Raw genomic sequence first — 12,131 nt, 5'->3', positions numbered from 1 at the left:
GGTATCCCAATCGTTTACCGATGAAGAAAATCCAATTGCTGCTTATCCTTTTGCTTTTCACCGCCATGTCTGAACACGACACACCCGAATCGTCCGCTAGCCGCATTGTCATGATGGGCGATTCCATCACGCAAGGCTGGCCGCTGACCGACCCGGCCTTTTTTGAGGGCAAGAATATAACCAACAAAGGCATCGGCGGACAGACCACGCCGCAAATGCTGGCCCGTTTCGAAAAAGACGTCCTTGCACTCCGGCCCAAAATCGTGGTCATCATGGCCGGAACCAACGACATTGCGGGAAATACCGGGCCAATGACTTTGCAGATGACTTTGGACAACATCGTGAAGATGACAGAAATGGCCAAAGCCAATAAAATTAAAGTCGTACTGTGCTCGGTGCTTCCGGCTAATGGCTTCCCATGGAACCGCAGCATCCAACCGGCCGACAAGATCATCGCGCTCAACCAGATGATCAAGGCTTACGCCGACAAGAACAAAATCGTTTATGCCGATTATTACCGTGTGACGGTCGATCAAAACAAAGGACTCAAAAAGGAATTCTCGGGCGACGGCGTACATCCGAACAAGAAAGGCTATCAGGCGATGGAACCCGTTTTGGAACGGGCGATCGCTGCGGTATCCAAAAAATAATCCGATATGAACAACGAACACCACTACCAACTCCACATGCAATGGACCGGAAACCGCGGTACCGGAACCTCACATTACCGTGACTACGACCGCAACCACACCATCAATTTTGAAAACAAGCCCGAATTGCTGTGCTCGGCCGACCCGACCTTTCGCGGCGACCCGACCAAATACAACCCCGAAGAATTATTGCTCGCGGCGCTCTCGGGCTGCCACATGATGAGCTTTTTGCACGTTTGCGTCAATGCGGGTGTGGTTGTGACCGCCTATGAAGACCATGCCACCGGAACGATGGTGCTCAATCCGGATGGCAGCGGCCATTTCACCGAAGTCATACTCAACCCGATCGTCACCGTGGCAGAGACATCGATGCTCGAAAACCTCGATGCGCTGCACCACAAATCCAACCAATTGTGTTTTATTGCGAATTCGGTTAATTTTCCGGTGCGGCACAACGCCAAAGCCCAAACCGCATAAATAAAAAATCCCGACCAAAAGTCGGGATTTTCATTTCAAGTATCATCATCCAGTATCAGTAATAATTTTGAACACTATAACTAATACATCTTATAGGTTGGAAATTATCTAATTATCTAATTCCCTCATTTTCCAATTGATTAACTCAAGGCTGCTTTGACTTGGTCGGCTGCTTCCTGGAATTGTACCGCCGACAAAATCGGCATGCCTGAGTTGTCGATCATTTCCTTGGCGAGCTCGGCATTGGTTCCCTGCAAACGAACGATGATCGGCACTTTGATCGAATCGCCCATGTTCTTGTAGGCATCGATAACACCTTGCGCCACACGGTCGCAACGAACGATTCCACCGAAAATGTTGATCAAGATTGCTCTTACGTTCGGGTCTTTCAAGATGATGCGGAACGCGGTTTCCACACGCTTGGCATCGGCGGTTCCGCCTACGTCGAGGAAGTTGGCCGGCTCGTAGCCTGCGTATTTGATCAAGTCCATCGTCGCCATCGCGAGTCCGGCGCCGTTGACCATACAGCCTACGGTTCCGTCGAGGTCAACATAATTCAAACCTGCCGCCTTCGCTTCCACCTCGATTGGGTTTTCCTCACGGATGTCACGCATTTCGGCATATTTCGGATGACGGTACAAAGCGTTGTCATCCAAGTTCACTTTCGCATCGACTGCAATGATTTTGTTGTCTGAAGTTTTCAAAACGGGGTTGATTTCGAACATCGTCGCATCGCAACCCACATAAGCGTTGTACAAAGCCGGAACGAACTGTGTCATTTCCTTGAATGCCGCACCCGACAATCCGAGGTTGAAAGCGATTCTTCTGACCTGGAACGCCTGCAATCCAACAGCCGGATCGATTTCTTCGGTGAAGATCAAGTGAGGCGTTTTTTCGGCCACTTCCTCGATATCCATACCGCCTTCGGTAGAATACATGATCATGTTGCGGCCTTTGCCACGGTTGAGCAAAACCGACATGTAAAATTCGGAAGTTTCGCTTTCGCCTGGATAATACACGTCTTCGGCGATGAGCACTTTGTGTACTTTCTTGCCTTCTGGCGGGGTTTGCGGCGTAATCAATTGCATCCCGATGATCTGCTCAGCCAATTCCTCTACCTGTTGCAGGTTCTTGGCGAGTTTCACACCACCGCCTTTTCCGCGGCCTCCAGCGTGCACCTGGGCTTTGATCACATGCCATCCGGTTCCGGTTTCGGCAGTGAGCTGCTTGGCCATCGCCACGGCTTCCTGCGCATTGTTGGCCACGTGACCGCGTTGTACTTTCACGCCATAGCTGGCCAGAATTTCTTTTCCTTGGTATTCGTGTATATCCATTGTTAGTGTGTTTGACTTTAAAAAGTGTCACAAAAGTAACAATTTCGGTTCAATCGGGAAAAGGATTTTGGAGATTTTGTTCGGGGAATTTTATGGGCAAAATTTATTGGGGCGTTGCCGTGCCGGCCGGGCTATCGGCTGCACGCGGTGCATGCCTCTATCCCTAACGCGGCAAGTCAAAAGCTACAAGATTTGTGTCTTGTTCAACGTCTTTATACCTGAAGTCCACTGGCTTCCTCCTTTTAATTTCAAATGCTGCAATCTTTTGCTTCCATCCCACACGAGCGAAGCGGCTGCCAAAGGAAACGCAGGCGATGCACGTTCGCGTTAGGGATGGAAGCAAGGTGCCGTGCACCGCGGACAGCCCGGGCCGCAGGCAACGCCCGCCCGAGGCGTAGCCGAACTGTTGAAGCGCAGCAAAAAAAAAGGAAAAATAACAGACCGATTAGGACAACTTGCATTTCTGAAAGCAACCTTTCCAAAAACAACGCATCAAATAATTATCAACAAAAAACATCAAGCTATGAAAACTGTAAAATTACTTACCCTCGCGCTGTCGCTGGTTTTGCTTTCGTGCAGCGACAACGACGACAAGGAACCGACCCAACAAATCGTTACCCCGCAACCGACCGCCTCGATCAATGGCACTTGGCACCTGGTCAATGTCAACGGCGGTTTTGGCGGAACCAGTGACGACTTCCCGGTAGGCATGATCACCTGGGAATTCAACCAAGCCCAGCAAACCGTCACCGTGGTCAACAACAATACCGACCCGCAGGCTCAGGACATCCTGCCTTCGGGGACTTACGATTATGATTTTGTGGCCAATGAGGCGACGCCAGAGATTTGCAACACCAACATCAAGATTGGCAATACCAACCTGGGTTGCTACAGTATCGGGTCGCAGACTTTCGTGATGAGCCAGATCGAGGCCGATGGTTTCGAGATCCGGCTGCACCGCTAATTCACTAACCTAAACATAAATTCTATGAAAACATTAAAACTACTCGCACTGCTGGGCTTGTTTTCGTTCACCGGCTGCAACGACGACGACCGGCGCGATCCGGTGCTTGTGCCCGCCCCTGCCGTACCTGAAGTGGATGGCCAGTGGAATCTTATCCAAGTCATGGGCGAATTTACCGGAGGCAGTTATACGTATGCCGAAGGCGAAATCAGTTGGACATTTGACCCCGAAACACAAACGGTCGAAGTGGTCAACCTGAACACCGATCCGAACAAAGTGGATGTTTTTGAAAGCGGCACTTATGATTATTCGTTCGAGGCGAATCCGTCAACACCCGAACTGTGCGGCGAAATCATTAAGGTCGATGGACTGGACATGGGCTGCTACAACATCGGGCAGACACAAATGACGATGAGCCGCATTGAAGTCGATGGGCTCGCATTGACCTTGAGACGTCCGCAGGTCATCATTTTCTAAAGCACCAGGAAATGGATTGGGGACAGGCACTAATAAAAAAAGGAGCCTAGCTCCTCATCCATTTCTTTCGGTATACATTCGAACCCGACATGATTTCGATAAAATACAAATCCTTTCGCAGTCCCGAGACATCGACCATATAGGTGTTTTCGCGGCAGTTTCCGGTCGTAAACACGCGCTGCCCCGACTGGTTGTAAATCACGATTGATTTTTTCTCAGAAGCTTTTCCCGCCACCGAAATGAGGATGTGGTCGTTGGTTTCGTTGGGAAATACGGTCACCCCTTCTTTATCACCACCCATCAGGTCCAAACCAATCGGCGCCTCTGTATCCACCGACGCGATGTTGCGCGTATTGAAACGCTTGTTTTTTTGCGCATAGGTTGCCGTAGAAAGCAGGACAAGAAGAAGGGCAATTTTTCTCATACGTTTGACTTGACTGATGCAAATAAACGACTTTTTTTGCATTTCGTCGATAAAATTTACATTTTAACATTTTCGGGTTACAAAATTTCCATTTCGTATCTTTACGGTGTCCTTTCATTTGGAAGTGGCCGCAACGTATAATAGCTTTGCGAAAATTTTACACAACTACCCATGCAACCAACACCACTCGCCCATTTGGCAGAACAATTCGGGAGTCCGCTTTATGTGTACGACGCCGAAAAAATCGAATTCCAGTACAACCGTTTGCGCAACGCTTTCTCCAAAGTCAACAAGCTGCGCATCAATTATGCGGTCAAGGCTTTGTCGAATATTGCCGTACTGCAATTGCTGCGAAAGATGGGATCCTGTCTGGATACGGTTTCGATCCAGGAAGTCCAACTCGGATTGCATGCGGGTTTTTCCCCCGACCGCATCATTTATACCCCGAACGGCGTTTCATTCGAAGAACTCGAGGAAGCCGCGCGTTTGGGCGTACAAATCAACATCGACAATCTTTCCGTACTCGAACATTTCGGGCAGGTACACCCGACGATTCCCGTTTGCATCCGCATCAACCCGCATGTGATGGCGGGCGGCAACACCAATATTTCGGTGGGCCACATCGACAGCAAGTTCGGGATTTCGATCCACCAGTTGCCGCACATCCTGCGCATCGTCGAGAACACTGGCATGCACATCAACGGCATCCACATGCACACGGGCTCGGATATTTTGGACATTGAGGTATTCCTGTATGCCGCGGAAATCCTGTTCGACACGGCCAAACATTTCAAGGAATTGGATTTTCTGGATTTCGGCAGTGGATTCAAGGTGCCTTACAAAAAAGACGATATTGAGACCGATGTAGAAGAATTCGGCAAAAAACTCTCCAAAAGATTCAACGCTTTCGAAAAAGAATACGGGCGCGAACTCACGTTGGCCTTCGAACCGGGCAAGTTCCTGGTTAGCGAGGCGGGCTATTTCCTGGCCAAGGTCAATGTCGTCAAGCAAACCACCTCGACCGTTTTCGCCGGAATCGACAGCGGATTTAACCACTTGATCCGCCCGATGTTCTACGGTTCGCAGCACCACATCGAAAACATTTCGAACCCAAAAGGCAAGGAACGCTTCTATACCGTGGTGGGCTACATCTGCGAAACCGATACCTTTGCCAACAACCGGCGCATTGCCGAAATCAAGGAAGGGGATATTCTGTGTTTCCGCAACGCAGGCGCCTATTGCTTTTCGATGGCGTCCAACTACAATTCGCGCTACAAACCGGCCGAGGTCTTATGGCTCGATGGCAAAGCGGTGCTGATCCGCGAACGCGAAAATTTTGGGGATTTACTCAGGAACCAAGTGATGTTGGATTTGTAAGCGTCGATTTATTCGCTTATTTTTTGACCCATCGGGTTGTAGTCGTTTTTCCATCGGCAATAATCGAAATGAAATACACGCCGTTTTGCAAAGCAGCCGTTTCGAAAATCCTTTGGGAATTGTTCGGTTTGTCCCAGATGATTTTTCCCGCCGTATCCGTCAAGCGGATGCTGAACGTCGCGGGTAAATTTCCCGACAATTCGAAATTGCCGTTGCCCGGATTTGGGGAAACCAAAAGGAGTGAATCGGCATCAAACTGCTCGTTTGACAAAGGAACACAAGTCCCATCGGCGGCAAAAGGATTGAACCAACGGATGGCATCCTGCGCGATCGAAGTACTTTCATTGCTTTCTACATCGCGGCACAGGAAGGCACTTCCCGAAACAGCAGTATTGCATTTGGGCATGACCGCAAAACCTTCGATATTGACATTGCCGTCACCTGGATTGGCCATGAAATATTCGTTGACCGTCGTGAATTTCGTCTCTGAAACCGGCGCAAGACTCAAATCGGTTACCTCGAGGTAATTGGCGCCTACATTGTGCAGGATGTACAGCAAACCCGTCGAACGGTCAAAAGCCAGATCGCAACTTTCCGAACGGTTGCTCTTGATCTTGCCCACAAAAGCGAAATCGTTGTTGACATTCGGATTGAGGTCGAACACCCAGATGTAGCCTTCGTCCTGGTGCGCAATAAAAAACAAACCGCCCGCGCCTTTGACCGAAGTATAAGGCAAACCCGTCACCGGACTTACAAAACCGATGGCCGAAAGATTGGCATCGGGTACGAATGCGATGCCTTCTGGGCCGGTATTTCCGGTATCTTCCATCGGTGAGGGCGATTGCAGCAAATCCCAGTGTTTCGATTCGGTGACCGTAGAAAAAGTGGTATTGTGCGTGTATTTGCGGATTTCGTAATTGTTTTCATCGATGGTATAAAATTCGTTCGCACCGAGATTGGCGCCTTGCGTGATGCCTTCCGGCCCGCCCGAAATGGTTTTGTTCCCGATTTGCGAAAAACTATCCGACCCGGGGTTGTATTGCAACACGCGCAAACGTCCATCGCCGTGCACGACATACAATCGATTGGTTTCCGAATTCCAGTGCAAACCACTGAGTTCGAGCAATCCGCCCGCATTCATGACCGAAGTCAACGCCGCCGCATTGTTCCAACTTTCCGATGGCCAAGGCGATTGCGCCTGGACCAATCCATTTGCCATTAAAAAAAACAGGAAACCGATTCGCTTCATCATCACAATGATTGTTAAGGATTTGACGCGCCAAATATAGAACATTTATCATACGGCGGTGCATTTAATCGATAAAGTAAAATAATAGTCCGTTAACATTCCTGCGCGTGGAAGTTCTTTATCTTTGGAACGAAACTTTTACACAAAATGAACAGAAGAAAATTTTTCAGGAATGGTTCGCTCGCGGCCATCGGAACTGCGGTTTTGAGCCCGTTTGAATCCTTTGGAAAAACCACCGAAACCGATTTTTCAGGCAAAGGCAAAAAAGCCAAGAACATCATTTTCCTGGTCAGTGACGGCATGAGTACGGGCACGTTGAACATGGCCGATTTGTACCTGAACCGCCAATTGGGCAAAGGCTCCAATTGGATGCAATTGTACAAGGACAACCGCGTCTCGCGCGCGCTCATGGATACGGCCTCAGCGAGTTCGATCGTTACCGATTCGTCTGCGGGCAGTTCGTCCTGGGGCGGCGGTGTACGCGTTCCGAACGGTGCGTTGAATGTTGGCGCCAATGGTGAACAGTATTTACCGATCCTGCAAAAATTCAAGAAAGCCGGAAAAATGGTCGGTTGTGTAACGACTGTTCCGATTACGCATGCCACGCCGGCCGGATTCTGCGTCAACAGCGCGAGCCGCAACAGCCAGGAAGACATCGCGGGCCAATACCTCGATCTGCAATTCGATGTGATGATGGGCGGTGGCAACCAATATTTCGCCGCCGACAAACGCAAGGACAAAAAGGATATGTATGCCGCTTTTGCCGCCAAAGGCTATCAAGTGGCCAAGACGCGCAATGAAATGCTTTCGGCTTCGAACGACAAACCCGTTTTGGGTGTTTTTGGCGAAGATGCAGTGCCGTATTACATCGACCGCAACAACACCGATTTAAAAAATACCGTTCCGTCCTTGGCCGAAATGGCGCAGAAAGCCATCGAGCGCATGAAAAACCATCCCAAAGGTTTCGTGATGCAGATCGAGAGCGGCAAGGTCGACTGGGCCGCACACGCCAACGACATCGCGGGGCTCATCCACGACCAGATCGAATTCGACGAAGCAATCAAAGTCGCCATCGATTTTGCCCAGAAAGACGGCAATACCTTAGTAATCATCACCACCGACCACGGCAATGCCAACCCAGGGGTCATCTATGGAAAAAATGCCAATACCAATTTCGACTCGATCCAGAAATACACCAAAACCAACGAAGCGCTGTTGAACGAAATCCACGCGGGCGACTCAGTGGCCAAAGTACGCGAGATCATCGATGCCGGGAACGGCACGACGGTTTCGGAGGAAGATGCCAAAACCATCCTGTCCTATTACGACGGGCTGCAACGCGAGGAAGGCGGTCTCTACAACTACAAAAAAGTCCCGTTCAAGGCATTCGCCGAAATGCAGAAAAAGACCAATTCGGTGGGTTGGATTTCGATGGACCACTCAGCCGACTACGTCGAACTCGCGATGTTCGGGCCGGGCAGTGAGTTGCTCAAGCCGTTTGTCAAGAATACGGATTTGCATTATTTGATGCTGCAGGCTGCGGAAGTAGAAAATAAGTTTTAGGAGTTTTTTCCCGCTTTACACTGCAATCTTTTTAAATATTTTGACAAATATTTAAAACGGATTTTCCGTTGCACACGAGCGAAGCGACTGCCGAAGGAATCGGGGCTATCGCTGCCGCGAGGGCCTACTTTTGTCTGGCAACAAAAGTAGCAAAAATGCCCGGCGCGCGATTGTTCGGCGACCTGCTAGTTCTTGATGGCTAAATCGAAAAAACTCGCTTCGCTCAAACAAGTTTTCGATTTTTACGCCACCTTCAAACTGCAGGTACCCGCCTGCCACAATCAAAGCGCGCAACTTCACGAAGAACACAAATCTAAAAATTCGAAATCATTTTTCGCTCTGGACGTATTGATGGCATCAGTCGTCAATTTGAAGATGAATGTTCTATAGGAGGATTTTTGGCGCTTTGAAAAAAGCCAAAAATAAAACAACACTTTTCTACTTGGTGCGGCATTCACCAGATGAGCGTAAAAAAAATCGAATGAGAGCGCGTTAAAAGCCAGCCGCTGTTTGAGCCGTTAGGCGAGTTTGGCTGGCTTAGCAAACGAATTTGATTTTTAGCAAAGATGGTGTGCCGCTCCGCCTTTTTGCAATCCCGACGCTTCGGGACGGCGAGGCAAAAGAAGAATGCGTTAGCGATTGCAGCGGTTATCCTTTTTATCCCGCAGGGTAAAAAGATAATAGCGCAAAGCGCGACGCGAGGCACGAAGCGGAACGCCCACAAAAAAAGCCACTTCAAAAGCGGCTTCTTCCTTTTACAAACTATTTAAACTATATCAAATTATTTCAGGATGATGAATTCGCAGCGGCGGTTGATCGAGTGCTGCTGTTCGGTGCAATTGTCGCCGCACTTGACCAGCGGCACGGTTTCGCCATAGCCTTTCGAGCTCAGGCGTCCGCGTTTGATGCCATTCTTGACCAAATATTCGAGCGTCGAGGCGGCGCGTTTGTGCGAGAGCATCATGTTGTAGGTGTACGAGGCACGCGAATCGGTGTGGGCGCCGAGTTCGACTTCCATCTCGGGGTATTTCTTCAAGAGGTCGACCAGTACGTTGAGGATGGCGGCCGCTTCGGGTTTGATGTCCCATTTATTGAGGTCGAAATAGATGTTCTCGAGTACGATCTGGACTTTGCCGTCCTGACGCTTGGTAATGATTTCCTCGGCGTCGTCGTAGCATTCCATAAAGAGTTCGATCGTGTAGCGCAATTTGCCGTCTTCGTTGGTCGTGAATGTTTCGGAATGCGGGATGTAGAAATCCTTGACCGCTTCGAGTCGGTATTTCTTGTTCGGTTCGGTGTTGAACACATAATCGGCGTTCGCGCCCACGACCATCTGCCCGATGAGTTTGTCGTTTTCGTCATACAAAGTCACCTGTGTTCCCGGCAAGAAATCGTGGGTATTCTTGTCCTTGACTTCGCCTTCTACGACATAGCGCGATTCGTTTTCGACGCGTTTGAAACTGTACAAATTATCCGAGCCTTTGCGGTTCGAGGACAAATAACCTTTGTTCTTTTTCTCATCGACGACATATCCAAAATCGTCCATGTTGCTGTTGATCGTTTCGCCGAGGTTGAGCGGTTTGGCAAACACGCCTTCGTAGGATTTCGACATAAAAATATCGAGTCCGCCCATGCCTTGGTGGCCGTCCGAAGCGAAGTACAAAATCGTCCCATCGTCGGAAATGTACGGGAATTGTTCGCGGTGGATCGTATTGATCGTGTTGCCCATGTTTTGTGGCGTGCCGAAGGTGCCGTCTTGGTTGACATCGACGACATAAATATCGAACGAACCCAATGTCCCGGGCATGTCCGAAGAAAAATAGAGTTTCTTGCCGTCTTTCGAAAGCGCGGGATGATCGGTCGAATAATTGTCGGAGCAAAAAGGCAATTCGGTGATGTTTTCCCATTTGGTTCCGGTCCATTCGGCGCGGAAAATCTTGACCGAGGCAAATTTCTCCTCGCCCACCTTGACCTGTTTGTCGTTGGTGCGGTTGAAGTACATGATCTTGCCATCGGTGCTGAAAGTCGCGTTGCTTTCGTGGGTTTTGGTGTTGATTTCCTTCGGGAACGGTTGGATGTTGGTGAGTTGTTCGTGTTCGTCTACATTGGCGCTGAACAAATCGAGGTACGGTTTTTCGTTCCAACCATAGGCTTTGGTTTCGGCATTTCGGAGTGAGGCAAATGCCACTTTATCGCCGTAAAACGACATTCCAAAATCACCGTTACTCGTGGCTTTTGACATCGTCTGGATGGTGTAATTGTACGGCACGTTGGTATTGAGATTGGCGATAAATTTCAAAGTGTTGACCGGATATTTGAGGTATTGCCCCATGATTTCATCGGCCTTGACATAATCGGGTACGCCCATGAGCGCATGTGCATAGCGGAAATAATAGTCGGGCTTGACGCTGTCTTTGTGCGTCAGGAACAGTTTGCCGTAGACACGCACGGCGTCTTTCATCTGGAAATTGTTGTAATAGGAATCGCCGAGGTTCTGCAGGTTTTTCTGGCTCTCGGGCAATTGTTCGTACATTTCGGCGGCCTTCACATAAGATTTCTTCTCGAAGAGTCCGTCGGCTTTTTTGTCCGTTACTTTCTGGGCCGATAAGTTAAGGCTGCAAAAAACAAAAATCAGGTAGATGTAATTTTTCATTTTTTTTCCTTTTTAGAAGAACCTTGGTGATTTGTCGTATCCTTTCGAGCCACTCAGGTTGTTCCGGTCGAGGTCGAAAAGTAAAAATATCTCATGCGTCCCGGAGTTGTAATTGCCTAGATTACTTAGGGTATAATCGTAGGAATAACCGATCCGCAAATTGGGGGTTATATTGAAAGCGGCCAACCCCGAAACCGAATCGTCGAAACGATAACCGGCCCCGAGCTCGAAGCGTTCATTGATCAGGAAATTGGTCGTGACATCGAAAGCCATCGGCGCACCCGATACGGCCTTGGCCATGAACGCGGGTTTGAACTTGAGGCTCGCATTGAGGTCGAATACATAACCACCGGTAAAGAAGTAATGGATCGCCTCGACGCCCGTGGTTTGGATGCCATTGCTGCGTTCGATGTGTTTGGTCGTCAGCAGATTTGGCACTGAAAAACCGATGTAGTAGTGATCGGTAAAGAAATAAGTACCGGCGCCCACATTGGGGAAAGTCCTGTTGAGATTATTTGCGAACGCCGGATCTGCTTGTTCGTCGGTGTATTTGAAACCGCCAAAATCGGTGTTGAAGAAGGTCGCGCCTCCTTTGACCCCGAACGATATCTTGTGCTGGTCTGAAACCGGAATGACATAGGCCACATCGAGGTACACGTTGTTTTCCTTGACCACATCGCCAATGTTGTCGTTGATGAACGACAATCCCATCTCGACGCGTTTGGCAATCGGCGAATGTACAAAAACGGTCGCCGTTTTGGGTGCGCCCACTGCCCCAACCCATTGGGTCCGGTACAATCCGCCTACGTTGATGACGCCCTCGTTGTCGGTCGCATAAGCCGGGTTGATCACATTCATGTTGTACATATAATGTGTAAACTGCGGATCCTGCTGGGCATGCGCCAGAACCGACGTTAGAAAAATGCCGGCAAAAGTCAAATATTTTATCGTTGTTCTTTTCAT

The 12,131-nt window shown here is 49.4% G+C and carries 11 protein-coding genes; 6 read left to right on the top strand and 5 right to left on the bottom strand.

From position 1 onward, the window contains the following. The first annotated feature begins 20 nt into the window (after positions 1 to 20). Both QM717_RS05975 and QM717_RS05970 read left to right on the top strand, forming a co-directional pair. Positions 21 to 650: an SGNH/GDSL hydrolase family protein gene (locus tag QM717_RS05975; protein ID WP_415035807.1), complete on the top strand. Its 630-nt coding sequence runs from the start codon at positions 21 to 23 to the stop codon at positions 648 to 650. 6 nt (positions 651 to 656) lie between these two features. Then, entirely contained in the window at positions 657 to 1,127 is a 471-nt protein-coding gene (locus QM717_RS05970; protein WP_415035805.1) for an OsmC family protein, read from the top strand. A 140-nt stretch (positions 1,128 to 1,267) separates the two neighbouring features. Here QM717_RS05970 and sucC read toward each other — a convergent pair whose 3' ends face one another. Next, on the bottom strand, positions 1,268 to 2,461 hold the full coding sequence (gene sucC, locus QM717_RS05965) for an ADP-forming succinate--CoA ligase subunit beta (RefSeq protein WP_415035803.1): 1,194 nt from the start codon (positions 2,459 to 2,461) through the stop codon (positions 1,268 to 1,270). A gap of 523 nt (positions 2,462 to 2,984) precedes the next feature. Here sucC and QM717_RS05960 point away from each other — a divergent pair. After that, on the top strand, positions 2,985 to 3,425 hold the full coding sequence (locus QM717_RS05960) for a hypothetical protein (protein WP_415035801.1): 441 nt from the start codon (positions 2,985 to 2,987) through the stop codon (positions 3,423 to 3,425). Positions 3,426 to 3,449: 24 nt separating this feature from the next. Continuing rightward, positions 3,450 to 3,902 carry a hypothetical protein gene (locus tag QM717_RS05955; RefSeq protein WP_415035799.1) on the top strand — a complete coding sequence of 151 codons (453 nt, stop codon included), beginning with the start codon at positions 3,450 to 3,452 and terminating at the stop codon, positions 3,900 to 3,902. 46 nt (positions 3,903 to 3,948) lie between these two features. Here the strand turns inward: QM717_RS05955 and QM717_RS05950 are convergent, their stop codons facing one another. Further along, positions 3,949 to 4,326: a T9SS type A sorting domain-containing protein gene (locus QM717_RS05950; protein ID WP_415035797.1), complete on the bottom strand. Its 378-nt coding sequence runs from the start codon at positions 4,324 to 4,326 to the stop codon at positions 3,949 to 3,951. A gap of 171 nt (positions 4,327 to 4,497) precedes the next feature. On the opposite strand from QM717_RS05950, the gene lysA reads away from it, so the two are divergent. Continuing rightward, complete coding sequence (gene lysA / locus QM717_RS05945) at positions 4,498 to 5,703, top strand: diaminopimelate decarboxylase (RefSeq protein ID WP_415035795.1); 1,206 nt, start codon at positions 4,498 to 4,500, stop codon at positions 5,701 to 5,703. Between the two features lie 16 nt (positions 5,704 to 5,719). Here lysA and QM717_RS05940 read toward each other — a convergent pair whose 3' ends face one another. Then, positions 5,720 to 6,955, bottom strand: coding sequence for a T9SS type A sorting domain-containing protein (locus QM717_RS05940; RefSeq protein WP_415035793.1), 1,236 nt, complete (start codon positions 6,953 to 6,955; stop codon positions 5,720 to 5,722). A 144-nt stretch (positions 6,956 to 7,099) separates the two neighbouring features. On the opposite strand from QM717_RS05940, the gene QM717_RS05935 reads away from it, so the two are divergent. Then, complete coding sequence (locus QM717_RS05935; protein WP_415035791.1) at positions 7,100 to 8,515, top strand: alkaline phosphatase; 1,416 nt, start codon at positions 7,100 to 7,102, stop codon at positions 8,513 to 8,515. A gap of 781 nt (positions 8,516 to 9,296) precedes the next feature. Here the strand turns inward: QM717_RS05935 and QM717_RS05930 are convergent. After that, complete coding sequence (locus QM717_RS05930; RefSeq protein ID WP_415035789.1) at positions 9,297 to 11,168, bottom strand: OmpA family protein; 1,872 nt, start codon at positions 11,166 to 11,168, stop codon at positions 9,297 to 9,299. 12 nt (positions 11,169 to 11,180) lie between these two features. After that, positions 11,181 to 12,131, bottom strand: coding sequence for a type IX secretion system membrane protein PorP/SprF (locus tag QM717_RS05925; protein WP_415035787.1), 951 nt, complete (start codon positions 12,129 to 12,131; stop codon positions 11,181 to 11,183).

This window comes from Flavobacterium sp. (genome assembly GCF_047602195.1).
Taxonomy (GTDB): domain Bacteria; phylum Bacteroidota; class Bacteroidia; order Flavobacteriales; family Flavobacteriaceae; genus Flavobacterium.
Note: the sequence above shows the minus strand (reverse complement) of the source record. Positions and strands in the feature narration are given on the sequence as shown.